General features: G+C 48.3%; 25 protein-coding genes. 14 read left to right on the top strand and 11 right to left on the bottom strand.

Annotated features, from left to right (window positions below):
• Positions 1 to 301: 301 nt before the first annotated feature.
• Complete coding sequence (locus MZO40_RS13600) at positions 302 to 1,234, top strand: AEC family transporter (protein ID WP_088770518.1); 933 nt, start codon at positions 302 to 304, stop codon at positions 1,232 to 1,234.
• Positions 1,235 to 1,398: 164 nt separating this feature from the next.
• Here MZO40_RS13600 and MZO40_RS13595 read toward each other — a convergent pair whose 3' ends face one another.
• Complete coding sequence (locus tag MZO40_RS13595) at positions 1,399 to 1,665, bottom strand: helix-turn-helix transcriptional regulator (RefSeq protein WP_101874173.1); 267 nt, start codon at positions 1,663 to 1,665, stop codon at positions 1,399 to 1,401.
• A gap of 238 nt (positions 1,666 to 1,903) precedes the next feature.
• Positions 1,904 to 3,454: a bifunctional UDP-sugar hydrolase/5'-nucleotidase gene (locus tag MZO40_RS13590; protein ID WP_105961222.1), complete on the bottom strand. Its 1,551-nt coding sequence runs from the start codon at positions 3,452 to 3,454 to the stop codon at positions 1,904 to 1,906.
• A 338-nt stretch (positions 3,455 to 3,792) separates the two neighbouring features.
• Between MZO40_RS13590 and MZO40_RS13585 the strand changes: the two genes are divergently transcribed.
• Positions 3,793 to 6,402: a cation-translocating P-type ATPase gene (locus tag MZO40_RS13585; protein ID WP_252133339.1), complete on the top strand. Its 2,610-nt coding sequence runs from the start codon at positions 3,793 to 3,795 to the stop codon at positions 6,400 to 6,402.
• 249 nt (positions 6,403 to 6,651) lie between these two features.
• On the opposite strand, the gene MZO40_RS13580 is transcribed toward MZO40_RS13585, so the two are convergent.
• A complete protein-coding gene (locus MZO40_RS13580; protein ID WP_105921916.1) occupies positions 6,652 to 7,125 on the bottom strand; it encodes a nucleoside 2-deoxyribosyltransferase in 474 nt (157 codons plus the stop codon).
• A gap of 334 nt (positions 7,126 to 7,459) precedes the next feature.
• Here MZO40_RS13580 and MZO40_RS13575 point away from each other — a divergent pair, with 334 nt between their 5' ends.
• Both MZO40_RS13575 and MZO40_RS13570 read left to right on the top strand, forming a co-directional pair.
• Positions 7,460 to 7,927, top strand: a complete 468-nt coding sequence (locus tag MZO40_RS13575) for a DUF1836 domain-containing protein (protein WP_088770521.1) — start codon at positions 7,460 to 7,462, stop codon at positions 7,925 to 7,927.
• Between the two features lie 33 nt (positions 7,928 to 7,960).
• Entirely contained in the window at positions 7,961 to 8,899 is a 939-nt protein-coding gene (locus MZO40_RS13570; protein WP_105919977.1) for an alpha/beta hydrolase, read from the top strand.
• 376 nt (positions 8,900 to 9,275) lie between these two features.
• Here the strand turns inward: MZO40_RS13570 and MZO40_RS13565 are convergent, their stop codons facing one another.
• Positions 9,276 to 10,499 carry an MFS transporter gene (locus tag MZO40_RS13565; protein ID WP_216681049.1) on the bottom strand — a complete coding sequence of 408 codons (1,224 nt, stop codon included), beginning with the start codon at positions 10,497 to 10,499 and terminating at the stop codon, positions 9,276 to 9,278.
• Between the two features lie 1,217 nt (positions 10,500 to 11,716).
• On the opposite strand from MZO40_RS13565, the gene MZO40_RS13560 reads away from it, so the two are divergent.
• Both MZO40_RS13560 and MZO40_RS13555 read left to right on the top strand, forming a co-directional pair.
• Positions 11,717 to 13,090: a cytosine permease gene (locus MZO40_RS13560; RefSeq protein WP_105960734.1), complete on the top strand. Its 1,374-nt coding sequence runs from the start codon at positions 11,717 to 11,719 to the stop codon at positions 13,088 to 13,090.
• 45 nt (positions 13,091 to 13,135) lie between these two features.
• Positions 13,136 to 13,522 carry a DUF1398 family protein gene (locus MZO40_RS13555; RefSeq protein ID WP_225424086.1) on the top strand — a complete coding sequence of 129 codons (387 nt, stop codon included), beginning with the start codon at positions 13,136 to 13,138 and terminating at the stop codon, positions 13,520 to 13,522.
• A gap of 227 nt (positions 13,523 to 13,749) precedes the next feature.
• Here the strand turns inward: MZO40_RS13555 and MZO40_RS13550 are convergent, their stop codons facing one another.
• The 5 genes from MZO40_RS13550 to MZO40_RS13530 all read right to left on the bottom strand — a co-directional run bounded on the left by MZO40_RS13550 (position 13,750) and on the right by MZO40_RS13530 (position 17,192).
• Positions 13,750 to 14,043 carry a hypothetical protein gene (locus MZO40_RS13550; RefSeq protein WP_101874167.1) on the bottom strand — a complete coding sequence of 98 codons (294 nt, stop codon included), beginning with the start codon at positions 14,041 to 14,043 and terminating at the stop codon, positions 13,750 to 13,752.
• A 44-nt stretch (positions 14,044 to 14,087) separates the two neighbouring features.
• Positions 14,088 to 14,270 (bottom strand): hypothetical protein, encoded by a 183-nt coding sequence (locus MZO40_RS13545; protein ID WP_088770525.1) that lies wholly within the window; start codon positions 14,268 to 14,270, stop codon positions 14,088 to 14,090.
• 302 nt (positions 14,271 to 14,572) lie between these two features.
• Positions 14,573 to 16,006, bottom strand: coding sequence for a DHA2 family efflux MFS transporter permease subunit (locus tag MZO40_RS13540; RefSeq protein ID WP_105960735.1), 1,434 nt, complete (start codon positions 16,004 to 16,006; stop codon positions 14,573 to 14,575).
• Positions 16,007 to 16,246: 240 nt separating this feature from the next.
• Positions 16,247 to 16,396, bottom strand: coding sequence for a hypothetical protein (locus MZO40_RS13535; protein WP_181186334.1), 150 nt, complete (start codon positions 16,394 to 16,396; stop codon positions 16,247 to 16,249).
• 379 nt (positions 16,397 to 16,775) lie between these two features.
• Entirely contained in the window at positions 16,776 to 17,192 is a 417-nt protein-coding gene (locus MZO40_RS13530; RefSeq protein ID WP_050338302.1) for a Zn-Finger Containing protein, read from the bottom strand.
• A gap of 203 nt (positions 17,193 to 17,395) precedes the next feature.
• On the opposite strand from MZO40_RS13530, the gene MZO40_RS13525 reads away from it, so the two are divergent.
• The 7 genes from MZO40_RS13525 (at position 17,396) to MZO40_RS13495 (ending at position 24,854) form a co-directional block, all read left to right on the top strand.
• On the top strand, positions 17,396 to 17,671 hold the full coding sequence (locus tag MZO40_RS13525; protein ID WP_050338303.1) for a hypothetical protein: 276 nt from the start codon (positions 17,396 to 17,398) through the stop codon (positions 17,669 to 17,671).
• Between the two features lie 163 nt (positions 17,672 to 17,834).
• The gene (locus tag MZO40_RS13520; RefSeq protein WP_082230207.1) at positions 17,835 to 18,263 is read left to right on the top strand and encodes a CopY/TcrY family copper transport repressor; all 429 of its coding nucleotides are present in this window, start codon (positions 17,835 to 17,837) and stop codon (positions 18,261 to 18,263) included.
• 238 nt (positions 18,264 to 18,501) lie between these two features.
• The gene (locus MZO40_RS13515; protein WP_105960736.1) at positions 18,502 to 20,541 is read left to right on the top strand and encodes a heavy metal translocating P-type ATPase; all 2,040 of its coding nucleotides are present in this window, start codon (positions 18,502 to 18,504) and stop codon (positions 20,539 to 20,541) included.
• 96 nt (positions 20,542 to 20,637) lie between these two features.
• A complete protein-coding gene (locus tag MZO40_RS13510; protein ID WP_056952987.1) occupies positions 20,638 to 21,624 on the top strand; it encodes a choloylglycine hydrolase family protein in 987 nt (328 codons plus the stop codon).
• Positions 21,625 to 21,908: 284 nt separating this feature from the next.
• The gene (locus tag MZO40_RS13505; RefSeq protein WP_088770530.1) at positions 21,909 to 22,586 is read left to right on the top strand and encodes a VIT family protein; all 678 of its coding nucleotides are present in this window, start codon (positions 21,909 to 21,911) and stop codon (positions 22,584 to 22,586) included.
• A gap of 26 nt (positions 22,587 to 22,612) precedes the next feature.
• Positions 22,613 to 23,311, top strand: a complete 699-nt coding sequence (locus MZO40_RS13500; protein WP_088770531.1) for a VIT family protein — start codon at positions 22,613 to 22,615, stop codon at positions 23,309 to 23,311.
• A gap of 655 nt (positions 23,312 to 23,966) precedes the next feature.
• Positions 23,967 to 24,854 carry a DMT family transporter gene (locus MZO40_RS13495; RefSeq protein WP_050338367.1) on the top strand — a complete coding sequence of 296 codons (888 nt, stop codon included), beginning with the start codon at positions 23,967 to 23,969 and terminating at the stop codon, positions 24,852 to 24,854.
• Between the two features lie 81 nt (positions 24,855 to 24,935).
• Here MZO40_RS13495 and MZO40_RS13490 read toward each other — a convergent pair whose 3' ends face one another.
• On the bottom strand, positions 24,936 to 25,394 hold the full coding sequence (locus MZO40_RS13490) for a GNAT family N-acetyltransferase (RefSeq protein WP_050338307.1): 459 nt from the start codon (positions 25,392 to 25,394) through the stop codon (positions 24,936 to 24,938).
• A 515-nt stretch (positions 25,395 to 25,909) separates the two neighbouring features.
• Positions 25,910 to 26,548: an SDR family oxidoreductase gene (locus MZO40_RS13485; RefSeq protein ID WP_050338308.1), complete on the bottom strand. Its 639-nt coding sequence runs from the start codon at positions 26,546 to 26,548 to the stop codon at positions 25,910 to 25,912.
• 166 nt (positions 26,549 to 26,714) lie between these two features.
• Here MZO40_RS13485 and MZO40_RS13480 point away from each other — a divergent pair, with 166 nt between their 5' ends.
• A complete protein-coding gene (locus MZO40_RS13480) occupies positions 26,715 to 26,858 on the top strand; it encodes a hypothetical protein (RefSeq protein ID WP_003639947.1) in 144 nt (47 codons plus the stop codon).
• The last annotated feature ends 71 nt before the right edge of the window (positions 26,859 to 26,929 follow it).

The raw sequence follows: 26,929 nt of genomic DNA, 5'->3' as shown, positions 1-26,929 counted from the left end.
ATAAGTAAGCGGCCCGTAGTCTAAGTTGGACCTGTTTTTAAGCAGGTCCTTTTTGAATTGCTGCAGATTCGTTTGATTAGAAATTACGAGTCACCGACTCATTTTTCACCCGCCACCCGTAATCCAGCAAATTACGTGGAATCCGAAGCCGAGTTTTGACTGTCCTTAATAATCACAACGGCGATCGGCCCACAACTTATGAAAGTTTAGTTCAGACTGGCATTTAAGCCTGGTGTGGCGGCAAATGCCACTGCCAGCTGTGTTACACTCAGTTAACTACTTCAAATTGGGGGCCTGTGAAATGCTACTTATTTTAGCAATTTTACCAATTATTGTGACGGTCGGACTGGGGGTGGGTGCGGGCCTGCGCCATCAATTCGCACCGAGTACCAGCGATATTTTGATTCAGCTAGTCATGCATTACGCCTTGCCCCTGAGCCTGTTTGGCGGGATCTTGTCATTGAAACGAGCGACGATTCTACAAAATCGCGCGGTGGCGGTATGGCTTGCCGTGGGGATGTTAGGTGGCATGGCACTGGTGATTGCGTTTCAAGTGCTACGGCACCAAACGCTAGACGTAGCGACGTTACGCGGCCTGGTGATTGCCAGTCCTTCGATCCCGTTCATGGGCGTCTCAGTATTGCTAGTGCTCTTTGGCAAAATCAGCGTCTTACTAGTTGCGCTGGGTGGGCTGTACATGAACTTGATACAAGTTCCCTTGAGCGTCTTGTTATTGACGCTTGCGAGCGGTTTACCGGCCGAACAGCGGTGGCAAGCTAGTTGGCAGAAGTTACGCAGTGCCTGTCGTCAGCCGGTCGTTTGGGCGCCAATTAGCGCGTTCTGCTTGAACTTACTAGGCTTACGACTGCCGAGTGCGTGGCTGACTAGTTTTACAGAACTTGGGCAAGCGGCAGGTGGCGTGGCCTTGTTTGCCCTGGGATTGCTGTTGACGACGCGGCCATGGCATTTGACGCGGACGGTCGTCGGTAACGTGGTCATGAAAAACATCGGCTTACCACTAGTTGTGTGGGGCTTGATGGTACTGGGACACGTTGCCTTGCCGACGCAACAGTTAGTCATTGTGACCCTAGCGATTCCGACGGCCACGATTGCGACGATGCTCGCAGTCCAAAATCGAGTGGTGCCGGATGAATACGTGGCGACACAGATGTTGAGCACGATCATCGCCCCGATTACAATGGGGGCGTTTATGTGGGCGCTGCAGTTAGTTTGAGGACCGCAACGTGTCGGATGAGCTGAAATAGATAAATTAAAAATACTAAGCTTAACGGTATAAAAGCATCCGGTTGGATAACTGATATGCCTGTTAAGCTTAGTATTTTTTACGTTGCCAAATTTTACGTTTAGAGACGACGATCACAGCTGCTGGTTGGCGTGTTAAAGGACCTTAATTTCAACTTCTTTACCTAAAACGCTCATAATTGCAAAGAAGTCATCAAAAGAGACGTTATCGCCTTGTTCGATAGCTGCGATTGTTTTTGGCGATAGTCCTGCGAGTTGGGATAACGCTGCTTGGGTTAGTCCAGCATCGGTTCTTGCGTTATAGACAGCAACTGCAACTTTAAGTTTGCCGCGTTCAATGTCAAAACTCTTTTTAAAATCGGAATTCTGACATTCTTCCTTGATGAAGTCATCGATTTTCATTAAACCAGTCCTCACTATCTACCTTCCTTGATTAAGTCGTCCATTAAACCAATTCCTCCCAAAAACTGCTTAGCGTGCCTGATATCACGTTTAGGTGTCGTTGGTGTTTACTGTCAAAATGCTAAAACAAGAATCAGTGGTTTAACCGCCAGTGAGGCGATCACGGCTAGTTAACAGCCAGCTGTCAAATGAGCGCCACCGGGATAACCGTAGCAGTTAGTGGTATTTATATCTTCAACTAATAGCGGACCTGAAAGTTAGTCGGTTGTTTCGCGGTTACGACTGGGTGTTGGGCAAAGTAATCCGCAATCAGCACCGTCATATCGGTTGGTAAGCGCCGAATGATTTTATCGCCGCGATACATGGGATAGTTGCCGCCACCGCCCGCACGGTAATGGTTCAATGTCACGGTCAATCGCTGGTCGGGTGTGACTGGGGCACCGTGATAATCGAGTTGAACGACCCGTTGACCAAAGGGCCGAGTCAAATCGAAGGTGTAATCGATGCCGCTGTACACATCGTAGACATAGTGGCGCAGCTTCGGGTGCATGAACTCCGGATTAACGCGGACTTGGCCAGCTTCCAAAATGAAATAACTGGCACAGCGTTCGAGAGCGGCGCGTAAGTCTGCACCAGTAATCGCTTCGACCGCCAACTTGTTCGGGTAAACGTAGCTGTTCATCACTTCGCGCATCGTCACATGTTGCTTAAGGCCCGGGACGTCGTCGTTAAACAGGGCCGTGGCAGCAATATCCGTCCCAGTTGCGGCCATTTCGACGCGATTGATAAAGTCGATGTACGGATGGTTATGCAGACGGGCGTCTAAGTGGTTGTGGACTAACATATCGCCGTTGATTTGACCCAAGGGCGTGTCGAGCCAATCTTCCATTTTGTTATTGATGGGGTCGATCAGCGCCATCGCTTGAGGACTGGGTGCTGCCGCGGCAACTGGAATCACTTCGGGGTGACTGGTCGCAACTTGATGTTCGGACGTCAAGTCCAGGGTAATCATGCCGACCGCCACGCCCTTCATACCAGGCTGAGTGACGGGAACCCCGTGCACTTTAACAGCTAATTGGCGGTGTTGGTGACCCGTGATGAGCGCATCGATGCCGGGTACTTCCGCTAACAAGGCCGAGCCGCGATTTTCACCATTCATTCGTTCAGTCGGGTGGTCTGTCAGTGGGTCACGTTCGAGTCCACCATGATAAGCGACCACGACGACATCGGCCAGTTGCCGTAGTTTGGGCACCCACCGTTTGGCCGTGGCGACCACGTCATCGAAATGCAGCCCCGCGATGTGGTGCGGCTGTTCCCAATGGGCGACGAATTGAGTCGTTAAACCAAGAATCGCTACTTTGACACCGGCCCGTTCGAGGATCGTATAGGGTTTGGAAAAAAGCGTGCGGTGGTGGTCATCGCGAATATTGGCCGCCAGCATCGGATATTGCCGGCTAGATTCACACAGGTCGAGGTAGTCGAGCCCGTAATTGAATTCATGATTGCCAAAAATACCGGCTTGCACGTGGTTGCAGTTGGCCAGCCGGGAATAGAGCGGCGCTGCTTCCTGGTGGTGGCGTGCAATGAAATAGGTCAACGGGGAGCCCTGCACATAATCGCCGTTATCGATAACGATCGGCCACACCTCGTTTGAGTCTTCGCGGGTCAAGTCTTGAATAACGGTGGCGACACGGCTGAGGCTAAATGGTGCGACGTTATCGCGACTGCTGTAGTCTGTCGGCGCTAGGTAGCCATGCACATCACTTGTTGAGATTAATTTGATTTTCATTACAGCGTGCCTCCAAGGAATATTTGTGTTCTATTATAACAATATTCATGGCAGGTAACTTGATTTTGAACATAAATCATCATCTTTTTTGATGATTGCCGGTCGTTAATGTTGAAGCCGGTGACGATTTAGTACGACGTAGCGCTAATGGATACAACCGTTGGGGACGTAAGCAACGGGTAAATGATGAGAAATTAGTGAGACCCAACCGACTGCTCGTTCACACATGGCCCAATCTTCAAACCTTCTTCATAATTTGGGCGTAAAACGACAAAATGTTTCCGCTATCATTAAAGTTGACGAATGTTAACGATAATCGAATTACGGAGGACAAGACGATGCAAAATTATCAGAATGCACCATTTAAGCCTACCCCCGAGTCCGGTTTAACGACCACAGTAGTGACGGCCCAGACGACTAAATTCGGTAAAAACGAATTAGTGGCTGCGCGTCCCGTACCGCTGTGGCGGAAAATTTGGCAACATATGAGTGACGTCTCGTCGCTCGTGCTCTTATTTGCGGTTGGCCTAGCGACCTACTTAGCGTTAGCCCAGAACGGGGGCTGGACGAAGACAATCGTGATTGGCGCGATTTTAGTGATCAACGTCTGTATTGGGTTATACCAGGAAGCCTCAGCTGAAAAATCACTGGCCGCGTTGAAGTCGATGAGTCTGCCGACTGCAACGGTGCGCCGCAATGGCGATACGCAGACGATCCCGGCACCGGAAATTGTTCCGGGCGACCTAGTGATTTTAAAAGCTGGTGACCAAGTCCCCGCGGATGCGGTCGTGCTAACGGCGACTAATCTCGCGGTTGATGAGGCCGTACTGACCGGTGAGAGTGAAGCAGTTGAAAAAAGCGCCTATCAAGACGGCGCCGAACTGACGGACGACAGTCAAGTCTTTGCCGGAACAGCGGTGACAGCTGGAACGGCCACGATTCAAGTATTAACGACTGGGATGGCGACCGAACTGGGTCAAATCGCTGGCCTATTGAATAAGACGAAGCAACGGGCGACGCCGTTACAAGGTCGGTTGAACCGCCTCTCGAGTTGGCTCACGACGTTTGCAGTCTTAGGTGGGATCACCATTTTTGCCCTGAGCGTCTGGGTCCAGAACCAAGGTCTAGCGGACAGCCTCATGATTGGGGTCTCACTAGCGGTCGCGGCGGTGCCCGAAACCTTACCAATCATTGTCACGATCAGCCTTTCGCACGGGGTACGACGGATGGCGGAACGCAATGCCATCATGCGCCGCGTGAGTGCCGTTGAAACGATTGGGAGCGTCGACGTGATTGCGTCGGACAAGACCGGGACATTGACGCAGAATCGAATGACGATCACTAAGTATTGGACACCAAATTCTGGTATCCAGACAACTGAAGAACCCCTAACGTCAGCGGGCCAGAAGCTGATGCGCTATTTAGGATTAGCAACTAACGCAGAAATCAACATGGTCGATGGCGAAGAACAAGCGATTGGGGATGCCACTGAATTAGCAGTTGTCCGCTGGTTGGCCCAACATGATTTAGAACGGCCAGAGCTAGAAACGGCGATGCCCCGGTTGGCAGAAGATCCGTTTGATTCGACCAAGAAGATGATGACGACCGTGCATCAATTAGACGATGGGCAGCGCCTCGTGATCGTTAAAGGGGCGTGGGACCGGCTGCCGTTTGCGGACGACCAAGCGGCTCTGGCAGCGGGGCAAACCGCCCACGATACGTTTGGTCAAGCCGCCTTACGTGTCCTAGCCGTTGGGTACCGCGTCATTCCCGCTGAAGTGACGACGACCGACTGGGATGAATTAACTACGGACTTGCAACTGGCGGGGTTGATTGGACTGATCGACCCACCTCGTCCAGAAGTGATTCCAGCCATTCAAGCCGCTAAAGATGCCGGGATCTTCCCAGTCATGATTACTGGAGACCACTTGATGACGGCCAAGGCCATTGCGACGGAGATTGGCATTTTAACGCCCGGCCTCAAAGCGCTGAGTGGTGAGGAATTACGCGCGTTAAGTGATGATGAATTACAAGCACAAATCGACCAAATTGCCGTGTACGCGCGGGTTTCGCCGAGTGATAAGATCCGCATCGTGCAGGCTTGGCAACGGTTGAATAAAACCGTCGCGATGACCGGTGATGGCGTGAACGACGCACCCGCTAAGGCAGCGGACGTGGGAATCGCCATGGGAATTACCGGGACGGAAGTGTCTAAGGAAGCCGCCGACATGGTCTTAACGGATGACAACTTCGCGACGATTATTGCGGCGGTCAAGGAAGGCCGAACGGTGTACCAGAACATTATTAAAGCCGTTGAGTTCTTGGTTGGTGTCAACTTTGCACAAATCTTCTTGATGGTCGGTGCCGTGCTGTTCGGTTGGGGCGCACCACTATTGGCCGAACAACTACTGATTATCAACGTTTTAGCGGATGGGATTCCAGGCTTTTTCATCAGTCAAGAGCCGGGCGAACCACAGGCGATGCAACAACCGCCAGTGGCTAATGACGAAAGTATTCTAGCACGTGGCTTAGGACAACGGTTATTCGTTCGAGCAGCGACCTTTACCGTCTTGACACTTGGCATTTATGCGCTTGGCCGTTTTGGACTGGCGAATGACCAAGCGTCCATCGGGATGACGATGGTCTTCCTAGTGTTAGCGCTCGGGTCAATGATTGATATTTATGCCATCAAGGATCGCCGACCACTGAGCCGGGACACTTTTACCCGCAACCCAATGCTTAATCGCGGCTTATTGATTGGGATTCTAGTTGTTCTAGCCATCGCAATCGTGCCACCGTTCCGCAACTTCTTCAGCTTGGTCACCTTACCAGCTAGCGCGTGGTTGATCGTCCTCGTCGCAACCCTTATCCCAACCGCTGTTCTGGAGCTGAACAAGCGCTGGCAAGCCCGGCAACGGGAACGACTCGTCGCTGACCCTGCGGAATAGGCGGAGTTAGACGAGTAAACTAATAAAGAAATATTTGCAACATTAGGTTGGGTCGCTTGATAGCCCGTTTAGCTGACAAGTCCTGACAGATTGCATTAACGTGAAATGGCCGTCATTCCAGTTGGGGGAGTGGCGGCTATTTTGGGGAGTATTTAGGTATGGAAAAAGACATCCGTTCAAGCTAGTAATGCTCGAACGGATGTCTTTTTGAGTGCGCTAGATGCGCGACTCAAGTACAACTAATTAAGACTAAAAGACAGGCCGTTGCGCTGGCTTGGAGCGTAAATCATCGCAATTATAAGTAGCAAGTTCTTTTAAGCCATCCTTGCTAGCATCAAAATAAGCGGTCAAGCCTTGGGCAATCATTAGGTTAAGTTCTTTTTTGGCATCAAACTGGACGACTAGCACGGGTACTTTGTCAGCGACCGCTGCGCCGATTTCAAACATTGTGCCAGAGTCCGGTTCGTTCGTGTCACTAGTCATATCATAATCGAGTAAGGCGACGACCACGTCTGCACGGTGAACTTGGCGCATGTCCGAAGCGTAGACGTATTGTTGCCAAGCGCGGCTACCAAAAGGTTCTTCCTCAAATTGGTGTTCTTCGGGAATGAAGATGCCATCTGGATTGATGGTTGGGTTGGCAAGTAAGGCTGCCTTGACCTGTTGGATGCGTTCCTTTTGGGCGTCGTCAAAAAACGGTGCAGCTAGGTAAACGTTATTCATAATGATTTCCTTTCTGGACAATGAAATAATGATAGGCCTATTTTAGCTGAAAAACGGGTCGGGTTTCAAGCCCCTGTTTGGCAAATGTCGTCGTCGGTGCTGGTTCTAACTGGTATAAAAATTAGTTGGATACGCCGCTTAGCTGGTGGTCGTCAGCTGGCCGCCCTTGAACTTAATAACTTGCTCAATACGTCGTCATAAACGAATGGACATCGGTCAGATAAAATATTAATATTAAGTAGATTATAATTCTACATAACATAATGTATTGATGATGTTTACTTGAATCTAATTCTAAGGCTAAATTAAAATAGGTTACAGGGAGGAATATCGAATGGCAACACCAGCATTAGCAACGTACCATCTGATGGCGTGGGATGAACTGCCAGACGTTCCGGTGTATATGGAACAGCTGTTAGAACTCGTCAATGACGCACTAGCGCCACTTGGGTCGACGGTGACGAAGACGATGGTCAATAGTTATGTGAAACAACACTTTTTTAGTCGGCCAACGGGACGCCGTTACACCCGCAATCACGTGGTGGCAGTGCTCGTCGTTTCGATTTTGAAGCTGGACTTTTCATTACCGGTTATCAGTCAGGCAATCTTGCAAATACGTGATTCTAGACAAATTGAACCGCGTTATGAACAGTTCCGGCAAGCATTTGAACAGGCCTTGCGGGAACACCCGCTGACAATCGCGACGAATGACCCACTGACACACGCGATTCAACTGGCAGCGCAGACGGTTGCGGCACATTTATTAACGAATCAAGTATTAACAGATTTAGCACAAGCATAAGAGAACAATGGCATGAGAGAGGAAGAATTGAGAATGACAACGCGCAAAAAATGGACGCTGGCACTCGTCGCGTTTTTGACCGTGGTAGTGATTGGGATTGCAGGGGGGAGTTTCTATTTATACCACTTTGCCTTTGAACCCACGCCCAAAGTTTTGACACACAGCTCAAGCAAGAGCAAGCATACCTTGAAGCAGAATCAGGCGTGGCTCAAACGGGTCAACAAGCAGACCTGGCACGAGACGTCCGCGACTGATAATTTGAAGCTGGTCGCTGATTACGTCCCCGCTGCGCATAAAACGAACAAAACGATCGTGGTCGCGCACGGCTACATGGGCAATAAGGAACAGATGGCGAGCTATATTCGGCTATGGCACCGCCAAGGCTACAACGTGCTCGCCCCTGATGATCGGGGTAATGGGAAGAGTCAGGGCGATTACTATGGTTTCGGCTGGCCGGACCGCTTAGATTATGTCAAATGGACCAAACAAGTGATTCGCCGTGTTGGAACGAACAGCCGCATCGGATTATTTGGGGTGTCGATGGGTGGCGCCACGGTCATGATGATGAGTGGCGAGCAGCTGCCGTCCCAAGTGAAGGCCATCATTGAAGACTGTGGGTATACTAGTGTTGGCGATGAGCTGGGCTATGAACTCAAACAACTCTACCATTTGCCGAAATTCCCATTGTTATACACGGCTAGCTGGGTCGCTGAAGCCAAGGCACATTTTAACTTCATGACGGCCAGTTCGGTCAACCAATTGAAAAAGAACAAGCTGCCGATTTTCTTCATTCACGGAGCCAAGGATACCTTTGTGCCAACCAAGATGGTCTACCAGAACTATCGTGCGACGACCGTCAAAAATAAGCAATTATGGGTCGTTCCAGGTGCGGGTCACGCAGAATCGTACACGCTGCACCCGAAGCTGTATCAACAAAAAGTCAGTCAGTTTATGGCGACGTATTTGAAGTAATCGTTTGTAAACCGTACCTTGTCGTTAGTATCGTTTAACCTGAGTGGCGTCGAACCTAAGAAACGTATTGACTCTAGACGAGCTGGTGCGCTGTTCAGTTAGGTGATGGCTCCACAGCGTTAAGTCGGAGACCGGTCTGATTTGACGGCCAGATTAGTGACGGCAATTATTGTTACAAAAGATCAATAAAGCCTGGTTTCAAAATGCCGTGATGACACGGTGAATTTTGAAACCAGGCTTTTTAATTATAAATTGGCTAAGTTCAGCGAATATCATCAGGTCGAATCGCTAAATCGGAAGTTTCCCAAACTGACGCCACTAGCCGGTTAAACGGTATTCCGGCAGTGCGTCTAGTTTGCGCCAGCTTTTAAACGAACTAACTCGCTGAACGTTTCGCAAACGGATGGCGCATGCTAGGAATGAAAATCAGGACGCCGATGAAGTTGAGCAGTAACGATAGGGCGGTAAAGATGAAAACGCCATTGTAATCGAACCAGCCCGAGACGGCCCCACCAAGTAAGGAGCCCAGCATACTGCCAGCTGCTTGGAAGGACTGATTCCAGCTGAAGATCGTTCCCGTCAGTTCACGCGGCGTATTCTTGGATAAGAGCGTTTGAACGGTCGGGAAGAGCGCACCATCAGAGATCCCAATCATGAACCGCAGTAGGCCCAACGTCCAGACGCTTGAGACGAACCCTTGAGGGAAGTACATCAAGATGGCGAACACGAAGCCAAAGACGAGAATCCGGTCTGCACCCCGGTGATCACCCAGCCGACCGAGTCGCGGTGCGGAAAGTAGCGTTGAAATCCCGGGAAGCGCGGCGATGATACCGGCCACCACCGTGATTGGACCAACGTTATGCATCAGTTCTTTGACATACAGACTAATAATCGGGGTAATCGAGTTGTTACCCATTTGAATAATCATCGTTGAGACAAGTAAGGTGATAATTAGGGTTGGATTTTTAAACTGACTGAGGATGCTGCCTTCACGTTTGGTAGCAGTGACATCGCTAGGCTTGAAGTTCTCGTGAACGAGCGTCAAGCTTAACACGAAGACGATCAGTAATAGAATCCCCGTGATAATAAAGGTCAGGCGGATCGAGAAGACTTGCGCGAGCACCCCACCCAGAATCGGGCCAATCAGGTTGCCAGAAACATAGCCGGTCGTTAGGATCCCAATCGCCGTCCCACTGTTTTCCTTGGGCGTTTCTGTCGCAATTAAGGCACTGGCATTAGGAATGTAGCCCGCGCAGAGCCCTTGCAGGAAGCGCAGTAAGATCAGTAGCCAGATATTATGTACGAAGCCCATAGCACCAATAACGAACGCCATCCCAAGTGAAGAGCGCAGTAACATGATTTTGCGGCCACGTCGGTCAGCAAGTTTGCCCCATAGTGGTGAAACGACGGCGACTACGAAAAAAGTCACCGCATAAGTGAGTCCACTGTACATCGTCAATTCATTTTTCGAAAAATCTCCCATTTGCCCGACGTATAGCGATAAGAACGGCATAACTTCGGAAAATCCCATGCCGGCGATAAACGTTCCAAGCCAGAGTACGGCTAGGTTACGCCGCCAACCAGTTAATGCTCCCTTCACAAGTGTCACTTCCTTAATAAGTTGATTAAGATTATCTTAATGCCATTTTAGGTTTTGTGCAATTAATGATCTTGGTCTGTCATGAATCATGCCAGTTGGTGGATTCCTGTTCGTCAGCCGATGCGCGCCTTATTCCGACCTCCGGGGCTGGCTGACAACGCTGGAACAGGGCGGACATCGATTTGAACTCACGCAGAAACCCACTGCGCAATTTCAAATACGAGTCTTCTTCTAGCCCGGGAAAACCACCCGGACAAGAAGAACTTCGCCCTTGAGCATTGTCAGCCAGCCCCTACAGTCGGGAACCCGCTCGAATGGCAGATGAACGGCCACTTATCTGGGTGCAATTGACCACTGAATATTCGGTGGCTGGTCCTTCAAGCAAACTTTTTGAATCAATATTGATGATGCTTATTTACCGGTAAGGTCGTTTGAAGATTAGTGCTTAACTCAGATTTACGATGAGATGATAAAAATAGCCATTTTTGGTGAATCTAGGGCTTTAGCAGCTATGTCAACGAGAGAAAGTTCTATCAATGTTCAGTGATGCGGACTAAAAATACGGATAGGCAACTTCGATATTCCCAAAAACTAGTCTGACCGTTAAATATCAAAATAGCTGTCCACTAAGAATCAACGAACAGTTCATCGAAAGTTGGGTCCGTAAATGTCCGCCTTTCGAATAGGATCCCGGCTGGAAGGTATTCTGGGCAAGGCCCAGTGGTGAAATTTCACTTAGCAAGCGTCTTTTGCTTGGTTAGTGAAAGACCAGTATTTAAGACGTGGGCTGTCGGCTTAAATCTGTGTCCACCACGTTCCGGCCATTGCCCAGAATGCCTGGAAGCCGGCTAGGACGAGCATACCGCTACATGTTTACGGTAACTCGCACTATTTCCAGCGGGTCTCAGCTGGCAGCCCTTGAACTTAGAAAAATAGCATGATTTAATCATGATTCATGATAAACTAACTAGCACACTGCGCAGTTGAGTGTGTCCGGGTATTAGCCACATTATCAATCAAGAGGGGAGATTCAAGTGAGTACCAAGCTCATTTGAATCTCTTTTTGCACCAGCAATCATAGAATACACGAGTTAACTTGCGCCAAAAAATCCCTCACCATGGGACGATAGGATGCACACGAATTATTGGTCAAATAGACTTGACCAGCCGTCCCTAAAAAAACTACAATGGAAAACATTGTAGAAAGGGTGAACGATGTGCAACAAGAGTCGAAGTATCAAATTGAAGTGGTGGCGCCTAAGCACCGACACATGTCCAATTGGGATATGTTTGCAACCTGGATTGGCGCTAATGCCAATAATGGTACGTGGTACGTTGGTGGCGTGTTAGCCGCGTGCGGGTTATTGACTGCTCTAAAAGTGATTGTGGCATCGTCCGCGCTGTCGTATTTATGCTTGTCGTTGGTCGGTTTTATGGGGTACAAGACCGGGGCGGCAACAATGAGTTTGATTCGGGGTTCCTTTGGCGTTCGGGGGAGTTATGTGCCGTCATTCGTGAACCTCACCCAGTATATTGGCTGGACCGCGGTGAATACGTTTATCGCGGCAACATCCGTGAGTTACCTATTACATGATCTAGTAGGTTGGCCCGTTTACGGGAAGCCTGGCGGGGCGAAAGGCTTGATTTTGGGCATTATCGTCATGAGTATCCTGCACCTGCTCAGTGTCTCGGTCGGCCAACGCTCTGTCCAAATGATTGAGCGTATCGGCATTATTCTAGTTATTTTGTTTGTCTTATGGGAGACGGTCGTCGTCTTTCAAACGGTCTCAATGCATGACCTGTTAACTTGGCGCGCTCCAACGCATTTGCATATGACGGCAGGCGCTGGTATGGACACGTTAGCAGCTTTTAACTTATCATGGGTCACCGCGGGCGCTGACTTTACCCGGTTTACCCGCAAACGGAGCGGCGCGACTGGTATGCCATTCTTGGGGGCTTTTACAGGCTTGTTCTGGTTTGCCTTCATCGGTCTCGCCGCAACCATCAGTATTGCCATTACTTCGGGGGCTTATGATCCCAATAACTCTGACCCTAGCACGATTGCGAGTCGGTTAGGCTTGGGCGTACTTGCCTTACTGGTCATCGTCTTAACGAGTATGACGGCCAACGCGGTCAACCTGTTGGCGGCAGGGTCTGCGCTATCCAACATTTTCCCACGGATTCGCTTACGACCGGCGTTATGGGCAGTGACGATCATTGCAACGCTGGTGACGCTGATTCCACTCGTGATGGGGAGTTTCTTGGACGCTTTTACGGCGTTCTTGGACTACATCGGGATGGTGCTCGGGCCGATGATCAGTGTGATGCTGGTCGACTTCTATTGGCGGCATCGTCAACACTATGATGTGAACGAACTAGCTAGTTCTAAGGGCCAATATTGGTATCATCACGGCATCAATTGGATTGCACTCCTCTGCTGGGTCTTAGGCGTGGTGATTTATCTGTTGCTCAAACAACTGCCTTGGATTGCGACTTTCACGGGAGCTACGTTCATCGATATGGTCATCATCGCTGTGATTTACATGGTTTTGATGCGAATTTGCTATCCGTTGACTGCCAAACAAGGCTAATTGGACTACAATGGAGGAGTAAACGAAATTAGAACGAGGGGTGTCATGATGTTTAAATTAACTGAAATTGACGACGTGTTAACTAATTTGGGTGACCATGCTGACTTTGCCACGATTGCCAAGAAGGAAGCCGACCTAGGCGTTCAACATTTTCAATACAATGTTGAAACTGGTGCGACGACTTATTTTGGTGAGAACGGCTACTTAGTAGAACGGCGGACCAATGGTATCGAAAGTGTTGTTCAACCTGAAGAAGACGCCGCAGCCGTTGAAAAAATTGCCAAGCAATACGTGTCTGGTGAAATGGCGCTAGCGGACGCTGTTAAGCATTTTGCGAGTGCCGGGTGTCAGGCGTGGACGGCCAACTTAAAACGTCAGGTCATCAATTTTACCGGTAAAGAAGGCAAAATTATGGCAACCGTCAGCTTTTAAATTGAAGCAAGCGAACTAAAAGGCAGTTCTCGTGATTCCCTAGTGAAAGGGAAGACGAAAACTGCCTTTTTTGACGGTATTTATTAGTTGCGGGGCTTGTACGGGTTTAATTGCAGTGCCAGTTCCGGCCATAGTCATGTGTCCTGAAAATTCGTTGTGCCGGCTAAGGTCGCATAGACACCGTGGTGCATCAGTTTTGACTAGCTGAAACCAGCGCCAAGCCCGGTTTAATAGCCGGCTTGATGATATTGTTTGCTCAATCGACGTTCCAAACTGAGTAACGTCAATGGACTGAGTTTGCGTAGTTGGTCTGAATCGTAGCGCATGACTAATTGTTCAGGGCTATTGATCGTAATGCTGGTCACGCCATCTAAGCCTTGGAACGCCTGTTGAATGGACCGTTGAAGTTCCGGGTGTTGTGGCCAGACTGGCGACGTCAGCATCACTAAACCGTGTTCGGGGTGCTGGTAAGTCACATGGTATTTGTTGAGATAGCGTTGAAACATTTCTTCTGGATTCATAGCTCCTCCTTTAGTGATATGACAGTCAGCGACAAGCTTGGCGGTTACATGCCGAACCAGACGACCCAAGCGAAGAAGGCGGCCAATCCGACGAGTAAGAGTGTGATCAGTGCCCAAATCGTCCCAGCGATTTTAGCCCGCTGACGATAGTAGTGTCCACTGAGAACGCCACATAAAACGGCCAAGATGAGGCTAGTGCCAATAATCAAACCAATTGTAAGTTCCATAAATAGTATTCGACTCCTCACATTATCAATTTAATTGTGCAGGAAAAGTCAGTAAAGTGCAATTATTTATCAGGATTATTTCTGGTTATAATTCCTGATACCGGCCCTTTTGATAAATAAATTTATTAACAGGAGCAGCTCTAATTGTTATGACGAACAAAAATCCCGCCGAATCTAGCCGTGTTGTGCTGATTCGACGGGATTTTACTAATAGTTAGTCAAACGATTAGAAGTTATTTTTAATGTGCCTTCAAATGGGCAATTTAGCATTGCATTCAGCACATGTCTTAAAACATGGCGCCTTATTTAGCCGTCTTCTTAGAGAGCCGGGTTGCAAGCAACAGACCAACGAAGGCTAAGACTAAGGTGAAGTAGAAGCCATAGTGGGCACCGTTAACAAACGCGCCGGCAGCTTGATGACCGCCGTTGCTGTAGTATGCGGCTTGGCCGATACCTAAGAGACTCGTCGCAAGGGCAGTTGAAATCGCACCAACGACTTGTTGTAAGGTGTTCATGATGGTACTACCATCCGCAGCGATTGGACCAGTCAATGAGTTCAACCCATGGGTCTGCGATGGTGACATAGCAAGTGGTGCCCCAATCATTAAGACGACGTGGGCTAAAATCACGTACCAAGTGGCCGTTTGTGTGCTGGTTAACGCTAGCATCAACGCCCCAACCATGCAGATTAAGAAGCCGAGCATTGCAGGTGTCCGAGCACCGACGGAGTCATATAACCGACCAGAAACGGCGGAAATAATCGCGTTAACCAAGCCACCAGGAAGCATGATGATCCCGGTCAAAGCAACTGGAATCAAGAGTCCCTTTTGGATGTACATTGGTAACAAGTACATGGCAGACAGGATGATTCCAAAGTCAATCATGACTAAGCTGGCACCAACCCGGAAACCAGGAATTGCGAAAGTTTTAAGGTTCAAAATTGGATTGTCCATCGTTAATTGACGATGAGCATACCAAGCGAGAATAACGATCCCGAGGGCCAGCGCACCTAAGACAGTTGCAGAGCCCCAACCTTGATCACTAGCCAGACTTACCCCAACAACTAGGCTCCCGAAACCGACCATGGATAAGAGGATCGATAAGAAATCAATCTTTGGCCGGGTAACAGGGGCGATGTTTTTGAGTGACGTTACGGCAAAGAGGAAGGCGATGATCAAGAATGGAATAAAAATCCAGAAGATCCAACGCCATGAAGCAACCCCTAAGACGACCCCAGCTAAAGTAGGACCAACCGCGGGGGCGAACATGATAACTAGTCCGACCATCCCCATGGCGGCACCTAACTTATAAGGTGGGAAGATTTGCATGGCAACCGTGAACATTAGTGGCAGAATCAAGCCAGTTGCGATCCCTTGAATCATTCGACCGAATAATAGCACGCCAAAACCAGGTGCGGACGCTGAAATAATTGCCCCAACGGCAAAGTCGATCAGCGCAAATAGAATCACTTGACGAGTCGTAAACCACTTTGTAATTAAACTAGATAGTGGGAGAACAATCCCAATCATGAGCATGTATCCGGTTACTAACCACTGAACAGTAGCAGTCGTTACATGAAGCTGAGCCATCAATTGAGGCAGGGCGATGTTCAATGACGTTTCACTGAACATCCCAACAAAGCCACCAATTAACATTCCCATCATGGCTAGCATTGGATGGGCAACGGGAACCCGTGCTTGTTGTTTTGCTTGCGGGTTACTTTGAACTGAATCCATTATCTTTTTCACACTCACTTTCCTAAACAATGGGTTAGCATACCAGATAATCAATTTTTTCGTAAGTATTTTTTCTGAAAAGGGCTAATTATTTTCTTGTAAGCGTTTTAATTGACCGTGTTAGGAATTTAGTGAGCCGCCAGATACAACAGTTCGCACCCAATACTTGTGCCCGTTACCAGTTAAGCTGGGACGGGCAAATATTGGGTGCGACTAGAAAATTAGTGACTGCTTTTCAAATCAAACTAAATAGACGAAGAGGACTAGCAGGCAGAGGGCGATGATTAGTGCGAGCACCGCCGCAAACTTGGACGTTTTGTAGTGCTTGATACCAAGATAGCCAAAGACCAAAAATCCTAGAAAAGCTAAAATCATTATCCAAAATCCCATGAAGAGACCTCCAATTTATGGTTATTACTAATAGGTGGGGCGAATATCGCAGATAAAATTAGATGACAATATTCGTTATAGTAAAAACTAAACATAGTATAACGCTATTTCGGCTTAAATATGAAGCACCGCATGTTAACCATCGTGACGTCGTTAAACATTGACATCTAATTGGCGCTAAGTTTCTACACTCAGCGTCTGGATAGGTCCGGTATTGCTGAAAGTCACACGAGTAATGCCATAAACGCAAATGATACGCGAACGCTATACAGTCATAGCGTTCGCGTATCATTTGTTCTTGACTATCATTCAGCCAAGTCGGATGCCAATTTTTCCAGATTGTCCGTATTCAAGCGGACAACTAGTCGCAGCGTCTAACTTAGACCTTCGCCTCAAACTGGTGACCGCACTTCGGACAAGTAATGCGGACCCGACCGTGGTGGCGTGGAATACGAATGCGCTGGTGGCACTGCGAACAGTGAAAGAACCGGTACTGCCAGTGCTGGGTGAGCGAATACTTGAGGCGGCTGAAGGGACGTGTCAGCGGTAGCCAAATGCGCTGAAAGCCGCGGTTGATGGCAACTTGGCGATAGATTTGCTTGGAGAACAGGCGCCAATAGCTGATCGCAATCAACAGGACGGCAATTAAGACCAACCAGTTGAAGCGCACGAAAAAGCTAATAATTAGTAGTAGTAATGCTAAATAGTTGAGAAAGCGATTCAAGGTATCGTTTTGCCCATAACGACCGCGCATCCATAATTGGAGGCGTTGTAAGAATTTAGAATTTGGTTTCAAATCGTGAACCCCCGTCACTAAAATAGTTAATATTAGGTAGCATAACACATTTTTTACCAGATTAATGGTACCAGTTGACTAGAATAACGGTGTATACTTATGCATATTATCATGTGTTGTGTCTGGCGGGTGAGTTTCACTGCTTTTTGCCTACCAATATTTCAGATACAACGCAGAGAAGATTATGATATCGAGGGAAGATCATGGCAATTCAAGCACATATTACACAAGCACAAGTACTCGACGCGATCAGTCGGGCCGCATTGACGTTGGACAGTCACAATCCAGAACAAGCGGGGCTACAACAACTACTCAATGAGTTTCGGCAAACTTTATTACATACGAATGGACAGACGGCGACGACCGTGCTGTATCACGGTAAGCTGACCAGTTATCTGTTGCAACACGCCGGTAATTATCCAGCTAGTGTGACGACCTTGGCGACGCTACTCGACCAATTCGTGGCGGCCCAGTCATGATTGCATGGGCGGGGTTGACCGCCTGAAGCTTAAATTTGATAGGGGTCATTATTCATCGGGTGCGAAAAGGGTTATGATAAGGATGACGGAATTTTAAAATTGCTTTTATTCGTTTACGGTTGTAAACTATAATTAACTTCATTAGAGAAAGGTGGTCAAACCATTGGAAGCACAGACGAAAATCGAAATCAGTGATGCTGAATGGGAAGTCATGCGGGTTGCTTGGACATTGGGGAATGTGACCAGTAGCCAAGTCGCCGAAGTCATGGCCGATAAGATGGGCTGGAAGACAGCCACGGTCAAGACATTGCTGGGCCGGTTAGTGAAAAAAGGCGCGTTGCGGGCTGAAAAGAGTGGTCGGGCGTTTACTTACTATCCGATGGTTGAAGAACAGCCATCCATGGATGAAGCCGTCAAGACACTGTTCGGCCATTTATGTCAGATGCGGGTCGGCCAGACGTTGACCGATTTGATCAGTGAGACTGAATTAAGCCAGACAGACATCGCCGCGCTACAAAAAGTCTTAGCCGAAAAAGCGGAGCATGCGCCCGAAATGGTCGAGTGTGACTGCGTTCCCGGGACGCGGTGCTAACAACGGCAAGTCTAAAATTCTTACGCCAATCAGTCGCGAGTTTTAATCATGAAAAAGTAACGGTAGTCCCTAAATCAGCGGGGGCTACCGTTTTTATATGCCGCCAATATGCCCGGTTTTCTCCGTTAAGTCAGCTGATTGCCATAAAAAGTGTTTTCCTTGACTTTTATCGTCTACAATTGTAAACTCAAACTGTAAATTACAAATGTAGACGTACGACATTGGGGAGGATAAACTTATGAAGGATATGGATATGCAACACATGCAGCATCATGATAGCCATGATATGGGTGACATGGATATGGGCAATGGCGAGATGATGCACATGGGCAACTTAAAGTTGAAGTTTTGGGTGTCGCTGATTTTGACGATTCCAATTGTTGTGATGAGTCCGATGATGGGGATGCAGTTGCCGTTTCAAGTCGTCTTTCAACCGTGGTCCGATTATCTGGTCGCAATTTTAGGAACGATTTTGTTCATTTATGGTGGGCAGCCGTTCTTTAGTGGCGCCAAAGCTGAACTTAAAAACCGGAAGCCAGCGATGATGACCCTGATTACGATGGGGATCAGCGTGGCTTATATCTATAGTATTTACGCGGTGATTGCGAATGATATTTTGCACACTAAGCCAATGGTGACGGACTTCTTCTGGGAACTCGCCACGTTGATCGTCATTATGTTGTTGGGCCATTGGATCGAAATGAACACGGTCATGAACGCTGGTTCGGCCGTGGATAAACTGGCGAAGTTGCTGCCAAGTACCGCGCATAAGTTGGTGGATGGTCAAGTAAAAGACGTGCCGATTGCGGACTTAGTCGAAGGTGACCGCGTTCAAGTCCGGGCGGGTGAACAGATTCCCGCAGACGGGACGGTTGAGAGTGGCGCGACGAGTGTCAATGAAGCGATGGTCACTGGTGAAGCGAAGTTAGTTGAAAAACGGCGTCAGGATCAAGTTGTCGGTGGCTCCGTCAATGGTGACGGTACGTTTGAAATGACGGTCACTGGAACTGGTGAATCCGGTTATTTGGCTCAAGTGATGAAGCTCGTTAGTGACGCGCAAGCAGCCAAGTCATCACAAGAAAATATGGCGGATAAGGTTGCGGGACTGCTCTTCTACGCGGCACTGACCGTTGCCATCGTGGCCTTTATCGTTTGGCTACTGGTCGGCAACCTGGCCTTAGCCTTGTCGATTGCCGTGACCGTCCTCGTGATTGCCTGCCCGCATGCGTTGGGGTTGGCGATTCCCTTAGTCGTTGCCCGTAGTACGGCGATTGCAGCGAGCCACGGTCTCTTGATTCGTAATCGGGACGCAATGGAACAAGTCAACAAACTGAACTACGCCTTAATGGATAAGACGGGGACGCTGACGGCCGGTAATTTCAAAGTTTCCGAGTACCAGAGTCAGATGGATGAGTTGACTGACGACGCCGTCTTAGCAATGATGGCCGGTTTAGAAAATGGCTCCAGTCATCCGCTCGCTGTCGGCATTCTAGCGGCAGCTAAGGAACAACAAGTCACACCTAAATCTGTCACGGATGTTCATCAGATTACCGGTGTCGGACTCAGTGGAACGATTGACGAGCACACTTATCAAATCGTCTCCGCCGCTTACCTTGACAAGCAACATCTGTCTTACGATAAGCAAACCTTTGACCGTTTAGCGAGTGCCGGGAACTCCGTTAGTTTCTTGATTCAAGATACCGCGGTCCTCGGCTACGTCGCACAGGGTGACCAGATCAAACCAGAAGCGGCGCATTTGATCAAGAGCTTGAAAGCCCAACAGATCACGCCCGTCATGTTAACGGGGGACAATCCGCAGAGTGCCCAAGTCGTTGCGCATCAACTCGGCATCGACGAGGTCCATGCTGGTCTCTTGCCAGAAGATAAAGCTAAGTTGGTCCAACAGTATCAGGCTGACGGTAGCCACGTGATGATGATCGGTGATGGGGTCAATGACGCACCGAGCCTGGCGCGAGCTGATATTGGGGTCGCAATTGGTTCTGGGACGGATGTCGCGATTGATTCGGCGGACGTGGTGTTAGTCAAGAGCAATCCGAATGATGTCGTCGACTTCTTAGCACTAGCCCGGCAAACGACCCGCAAAATGGCGCAAAACCTATGGTGGGGTGCCGGATACAACGTCATCACTATCCCGTTAGCAGCCGGAATCTTAGCACCACTCGGTTTCATTTTGAACCCGATGGTCGGCGCGGTCGTCATGTCTTTAAGTACAATTATCGTTGCCATCAATGCGATGACGTTGCGGTTGCGTGATTAAAATAAACTGATGACCGTAAATTAATTTGTGCAAATACGTGTTTCGCTGGGTTTAAGATGCTAAAATGATAGTATTTAAATCAAGGATGTGAAACCTATGTGTACTAGTTTAACGATTCAAACCACGGCGGGTGATCAATTTTTAGCACGCACCATGGACTTTGCTTTTGAACTTGGTGGTCGGCCAGTCGCCATTCCTCGCAACCACCACTTTAGCAGTGTCACGAACGCCGATGGGTTTGACGCGCCCTACAGCTTTGTCGGGACCGGCCGTAATTTGAACGGCTACGTCTTCGTGGACGGGGTCAATGAACACGGTGTCAGTGCGGCCGCATTGTATTTCTCTGGTCAGGCTCACTTTGCACAACAGGCGAAAGCCGATAAGCTGAACCTCGCCCCACACGAAGTTTTGATGTGGATTTTGGGGAATGTCAAGAGCGCCGCAGAACTAGGCGACCGGTTGGCAAGCTTAAACGTGATGGAAGCTGCGGCACCGCTGCTCAACATCGTGGTGCCATTACACTGGATCATTAGTGATAAGAGTGGCGCAACGTACGTGCTAGAACTTGAAAATGACGGTGTGCACTACATGGAAAACCCAGTCGGCGTCATGACCAACACGCCCGATTTCAACTGGCACTTAAAGAACTTGAGTAACTATGTTAACTTGCAGCCTGAACCACACCCAAGTCGTCAATACGGCGATCGAACGGTCAACCCATTTGGCCCTGGTACCGGTGCACTGGGCATGCCTGGCGATTATACTTCCGTTGCACGCTTCGTCCGGACCGTCTTTATGCGGCAACACACGGATGCCGTCGATACGGACGCTGAAGCCGTCAACGCGCTTTCGCACATGCTGAACTCGGTAGAAATTCCTAAGGGCGTGAAGATGCAAGCTAACGGGACGCCAGATTACACGCAGTATCGCGCCTACATGAGCATGAACGAACCAGCATTCTATATTCAACCTTATGCTGACCAGACGATTACGCGAGTGGAATTGACGCCAGAATTAATGACGGCTGCTAAACCAACTGAATTTGAACTTAAGACCACGCAACAATTTAATGAAGCTAACTAATTTAGTCGGCTGTTGATCAAGAAGAAGGGCTACCACTCAAAAATCATCGTGATTTTTGAGTGGTAGCTTTTTGTGTCCAATTAAGATCATTAGCGACAGTTTTGCGGTCCGTAACCGATAGATTGATTAACTTTAATAATAAAATGGTGGTACACTAGATTATGGTTTAGGGAAACATAACTTATACTTGATAATGATTCCAAATAAGCCTTGCAATTCTCTGGAAAAAGATATAATATTTACTAGGTAAGAATGATTATAAAGTACGTACGGAGGCGGCAAACATGAAGAAGAAAATGTCCTTAGCACAACGAGTTAACGTGCTACGTGCAAGTGTTATGGGGGCTAACGACGGAATTCTTTCCGTTGCCGGTATTGTTGTTGGGGTCGCGGGGGCCACGACGAATAGCTTTTCGATTCTGATTTCCGGATTAGCAGGCATGCTTGCCGGAACGATTTCGATGGCAATGGGTGAGTACGTCTCCGTGAATACGCAGAAGGATTCGCAAAAAATGGCGATCGCCACGCAAAAGACGGCATTAGCCGATGACTATGAGGCGCAAGCAGATATGGTCGCGCAAAAGTATATCGAACAGGGCATCAGCGAACCACTAGCCCGACAAGCGACTCAGGAAATGATGGCTGAAGATGCCTTGTCGACGACGGTTCGGGAACGGTATGGCTTCAATCCGAATCAATTTATCAGCCCGTATGCAGCTGGGATTGCCTCGATGATTGCCTTTCCAACTGGCTCGATTCTGCCACTAGTCTCAATCACATTTTTCCCACCACATATCAAAGTGTTCGCCACGGTCATTGCGGTCGCCATTGCGTTAACCATTACGGGTTACGTGGCGGCGGTGCTCGGAAATGCCAATCGGCGTCAGGGAATGTTACGTAATGTGGTTGCCGGATTGTTAACGATGATCGTGACCTACTTTATCGGTCACTTATTTGCCTGATGAGTAGGGCCAAGGGGAGCGAGAATATGCAGTTAACGAATACAAAAACGAAAAAATCAAAACAAACGATGGATGAGAAGCTGAACTCACTACGGGCCGGCGTTCTCGGCTCCAATGATGGGATTTTGACGGTTGTCGGGGTGCTGTTCAGTGTTGCGGCGGCGACCACCAACCAATTTACGATTTTTATCGCCGGACTATCTGACCTGCTAGCCTGTGCGTTTTCGATGGCATCTGGCGAATACGCTTCTGTCAGCACGCAAAAAGATACGGAAAAAGCAGTCGTTGAAAAAGAACGGCAATTATTAAAGACGGACTTTGCGGGTGAATTACATGCAGTTCAACGCCACTATATGAACTTAGGCGTTACGGAAGCGACGTCGTTAGAGATTGCCAAGGATCTTTTATCAAAAAAGCCACTCGAAACCGTCGTCCGCGTTAAGTACGATATGGAACTCGGACACTATATGAATCCGTGGGACGCAGCTTTTGCTTCATTGTTTTCCGCTTCAGCCGGCGGTATTTTCCCACTATTTGCGATGACATTTGCGCCAGCACATCTACAGTGGCCCGCCACGATTATTGCGGTGTCCGTTGCGGTTGCCTTAACCGGATACTTATCCGCCGTGCTAGGTAAGGGTAACGTCAAAACTGCCGTTATCCGGAACGTGATTGTCGGGATTATTACGATGTTTATTCACTACTATGTTGGGACGTTATTTTAAAAAATAAATTACTGCTCATCTCATTTTGCCTGCCAACACTTGTCGGTCAAAATGAGTAGTGGTAGTATGTATTTGGGTCATGAAGATACCTCTATAAATTTTAGCCTCGTGCTAAAACTGTCGGTCTCCATGGTCTTTTTTTGTGCGTTCATGGGTGTGGTTCTTGATATTAAGATTTGCTACTGAGTTGGATTATTGTTCGTCAGCCGATGCGCGCCTTAGTCCGACTTCCGGGGCCGGCTGACAACGCTGGAACAGGGCGGACATCGATTTGAACTCACGCAGAAACCTACAATAGCAAGTTTACGCTAACTCGCACTTATTTCTCAGCGGGCCTCAGCTGGCTGTTTTTGAACTTAAGAATCGCTCTGTTTTAATCACGATTCATAAAAAGGTATCTAGCACGAATACATATTACTGATGAGTTGAACCAGTCTGAAGCAAGCAAACAGACTGGTTTAACTTTAACTTTTCTTAAAATGTTCGGTATTGACCGCTGTAGACGGTTGACTGCGGTAATTATGATAAATCTGGCCGAATCTTGCTAATAAACAAACGGTAATTTTCAGTGAGTTTTAATTTAGTCCCGGTATAATATTGCCATTAATTAAATTGAGGTAGAGCTAAATTGAAGAATACGACAACTAGCCGTTACATGAAAGGCATTATGTGGGCGATGCTCGCATCTACGCTTTGGGGAATCTCGGGAACGGTCATGCAATTTGTTTCCCAAAATCAGGCGATTCCGGCTGACTGGTTTCTTTCAGTGCGGACGTTATCCGCTGGTATCATCTTGTTAGCGATTGGTTTCGTGCAACGTGGAACCCAGATTTTTAAGGTGTTTAAATCCTGGGCTTCGATTGGGCAACTAGTTGCGTACGCAACGTTAGGCCTAATGGCGAACATGTACACGTTCTATATTAGTATTGAGAAGGGGACTGCGGCGGCTGCCACGATTTTACAATACCTGAGTCCACTATTTATCGTGTTAGGGACGTTGGTGTTTAAAAAGGAACTGCCCTTACGAACTGATCTGATCGCGTTTGGCGTCTCGCTACTGGGGGTCTTCTTAGCGATTACAAAGGGTAACATTCATGAATTAGCAATTCCAACGGATGCTCTCATCTGGGGGATTCTATCCGGGGTGACGGCCGCGTTATACGTGGTGTTACCACGGAAAATCGTTGCGGAAAACTCACCAGTCGTGATCCTTGGTTGGGGAACATTGATTGCCGGAATTCTGTTCAATCTATATCATCCAATCTGGGTTGGGGCGCCTAAAATCACGCCAACCTTGGTTACTTCGATTGGAGCCATCGTGTTGATTGGGACGATTTTTGCATTTTTATCATTACTGCACAGTTTGCAGTATGCGCCATCCGCAGTCGTCAGCATCGTGGATGCGGTCCAACCAGTTGTCACCTTTGTGCTAAGTATCATCTTCTTGAACTTGCAGGTGAGCTGGATTGAAATTCTCGGTTCATTATTGGTGATTGTTGCTATCTACATCTTGCAACAATATCGCAGTGACCCGCTTAACTAACTGAATTAACTAAAAATGGCGAACCTTGAGTAGTGTGCTCATTGGTTCGCCATTTTGATTGTTAGTATTAAGGGTGCGGTGCTACGCCAACACCAGCTTTTTGGCGGGGGCGTGCATCTTGATGACCTCAGCGCCCAAGTCCGTGTAAGGCTGGCCTTCAGCAATCAGCCCGAATTTTTCATAAAACTTGCGCACCTGGGTCTGAGCGTCGATTTCGATAGTCGCATCGCGATAATGGACTTTTAGAATGGCCATGACGTGGTTCATCAGTTGCTTGCCAAGGCCGGTTCCCCGGTAGTCGCTGTCAGTTGTGATGCGGCCAAACGAGACGATGCCCGCATGCTCATAGATGCGCGCGTAAGCCACTAAGCGACCATGATCGTAGGCAAAGACGTGGCGCGCCGTCAAGTCAGTGTCGTCGGGATCCTGATAAGACCGCGACTGTTCCTTAACAAATGTTTTAGCGCGTAGTTGGTAAATATCATGTAGTTGGGTCGTGGTTAGACCAGTAAATTGCTTAACGTACCATGTTAAATTCACGATGAAACCCTCCTTGAAAACTGACGCATTAATCGCCGGTTATTTTCAAATTGAGTCTACAATTTAACACGGGTATTGGCAGGCGTCAATCGTAAAGACCCGTGATTTGACGCGCTTTAGCGGCTGATTTTTTAATGAGATACGTGTGAGAAAGTGGATGCCGATATGACTTGATATTAGTCAGTTAATTGGCGATGGACGTCAGTTTGTTATTGAGATATTCTAATTTTTCTCATAAAAACAATGTTAGTGGTTCGCTTGTGGTGGCTACAAATTTCTAAATACTAGTACTTTTAGTGCGCCAGTGGATTTGACATTCACTTGGATGGTCCCAGCTCCAGCTAACTAGCTATTTGGAGATGGCGCGGCGGCTTATCTAACTAACTTTGCGGCACGCAGCTTAAAACTAAAGGACCTGCGACCGGTTGATGACGGCTTCGCAGGTCCTTTAGTTTTTTGAATCGGTGTTCGCTAATTTGATTAATCGCACACGTCGAATTGGATAGTCATTAAGCTCAATACCAAGCTGGTTTATCCCCATCAGTATTCGGCTTGTTGACGCCTAATGAAGCGCGAACACTGTTAGTTGGGTCTTGAATCAACTTGACCACGAGCGCTGCAATACTCTTGCGTGAGACCTCGGTCCCCTTGAAGGCGTCGTGACGCTGGGTCGTTTCGTAATCAATCTCGTCTTTATTCGTTAACCAGGCTGGCCGAATGATGGTGTAGTCGAGGTCGGAATTTTCCAAGACTTCGGCGGCCGCGTAATAGCGGGTGAGGTAATCGCCCAAGGTGGCGTTGTTCCATTCCCCGAACTTGCCCGGCACTTCATCGTAAATCCCTAAGGTTGAGATCCAAATGAGCCGTTTGAGACCGGTCGTATGCATCGCAGCTAAAATCGTTTCAGCTTGTTGCTTGATATTTTGACCAGCTAAGTTTGCGTAAACGACATCCTGACCAGCCATGGCCTGTGTCAATTTGGACTCGTCAGTGGTGTCACCATCAATAATCGTGACCCGCTCCGATTTTAAGGCCGCGACCCGCTCGCTATGACGTAAGTAAAGTGTCAGTTCATTGTCGGTTTCGGCCAGTAATTGTTGTTCGGCTAGCCGGGCAATTTGGCCCGCTGCCCCTAAGATTAGTACTTTTGACATGTAATCCCCTCCTGAACAACTTAACTGTAAACTTTATAATTACAGAATGCAAGTAAGCAGTTTCAAAAAAGTTGGATAAAAATTGTGCCACTTTTTGAATTTAGACCTATAATGAACATGTAGCGAAGATTAGTCTTCGCCGTCCAAGATAAAAGAGGCGATAATCATGGCACAAAAGCTTAGCAAGGAACAAAAAAAGGCTATGATTCAAAAAGCCGAAGAAGAACGTGCAAAGCATCCAAAGAAGAAGAGTGGCGTTTCCGGTTTCGAAACGATCGATGAAGATGCTAAAAAGTTATCTAACAGTTAATTATTAGCGTTATTCTTCAGTGAAGAGTGGGACTTAGGTCCTGCTCTTTTTGTTTGCCGCAAAATCAGTTA

The organism is Lactiplantibacillus sp. B652 (assembly GCF_023806745.1).
Lineage (GTDB): Bacteria > Bacillota > Bacilli > Lactobacillales > Lactobacillaceae > Lactiplantibacillus > Lactiplantibacillus pentosus.
The sequence above is the reverse complement of the archived record's forward strand: the minus strand, read 5'-3'. Positions and strand labels throughout refer to the sequence as shown.

Bases quoted from the DNA above. Each gene is read 5' to 3' on its own strand.
- MZO40_RS13480 (WP_003639947.1), top strand. From the start codon at position 26,715: ATGGCACAAAAGCTTAGCAAGGAACAAAAAAAGGCTATGATTCAAAAA.
- MZO40_RS13570 (WP_105919977.1), top strand. From the start codon at position 7,961: ATGACAACGCGCAAAAAATGGACGCTGGCACTCGTCGCGTTTTTGACC.
- MZO40_RS13525 (WP_050338303.1), top strand. From the start codon at position 17,396: ATGGCAATTCAAGCACATATTACACAAGCACAAGTACTCGACGCGATC.
- MZO40_RS13575 (WP_088770521.1), top strand. From the start codon at position 7,460: ATGGCAACACCAGCATTAGCAACGTACCATCTGATGGCGTGGGATGAA.
- MZO40_RS13510 (WP_056952987.1), top strand. From the start codon at position 20,638: ATGTGTACTAGTTTAACGATTCAAACCACGGCGGGTGATCAATTTTTA.
- MZO40_RS13550 (WP_101874167.1), bottom strand. From the start codon at position 14,043: ATGAATCCAGAAGAAATGTTTCAACGCTATCTCAACAAATACCATGTG.
- MZO40_RS13495 (WP_050338367.1), top strand. From the start codon at position 23,967: ATGAAAGGCATTATGTGGGCGATGCTCGCATCTACGCTTTGGGGAATC.
- MZO40_RS13555 (WP_225424086.1), top strand. From the start codon at position 13,136: ATGATGTTTAAATTAACTGAAATTGACGACGTGTTAACTAATTTGGGT.
- MZO40_RS13485 (WP_050338308.1), bottom strand. From the start codon at position 26,548: ATGTCAAAAGTACTAATCTTAGGGGCAGCGGGCCAAATTGCCCGGCTA.
- MZO40_RS13535 (WP_181186334.1), bottom strand. From the start codon at position 16,396: ATGGGATTTTGGATAATGATTTTAGCTTTTCTAGGATTTTTGGTCTTT.
- MZO40_RS13580 (WP_105921916.1), bottom strand. From the start codon at position 7,125: ATGAATAACGTTTACCTAGCTGCACCGTTTTTTGACGACGCCCAAAAG.
- MZO40_RS13500 (WP_088770531.1), top strand. From the start codon at position 22,613: ATGCAGTTAACGAATACAAAAACGAAAAAATCAAAACAAACGATGGAT.
- MZO40_RS13515 (WP_105960736.1), top strand. From the start codon at position 18,502: ATGAAGGATATGGATATGCAACACATGCAGCATCATGATAGCCATGAT.
- MZO40_RS13595 (WP_101874173.1), bottom strand. From the start codon at position 1,665: ATGAAAATCGATGACTTCATCAAGGAAGAATGTCAGAATTCCGATTTT.
- MZO40_RS13505 (WP_088770530.1), top strand. From the start codon at position 21,909: ATGAAGAAGAAAATGTCCTTAGCACAACGAGTTAACGTGCTACGTGCA.
- MZO40_RS13590 (WP_105961222.1), bottom strand. From the start codon at position 3,454: ATGAAAATCAAATTAATCTCAACAAGTGATGTGCATGGCTACCTAGCG.
- MZO40_RS13540 (WP_105960735.1), bottom strand. From the start codon at position 16,006: ATGGATTCAGTTCAAAGTAACCCGCAAGCAAAACAACAAGCACGGGTT.
- MZO40_RS13545 (WP_088770525.1), bottom strand. From the start codon at position 14,270: ATGGAACTTACAATTGGTTTGATTATTGGCACTAGCCTCATCTTGGCC.
- MZO40_RS13600 (WP_088770518.1), top strand. From the start codon at position 302: ATGCTACTTATTTTAGCAATTTTACCAATTATTGTGACGGTCGGACTG.
- MZO40_RS13585 (WP_252133339.1), top strand. From the start codon at position 3,793: ATGCAAAATTATCAGAATGCACCATTTAAGCCTACCCCCGAGTCCGGT.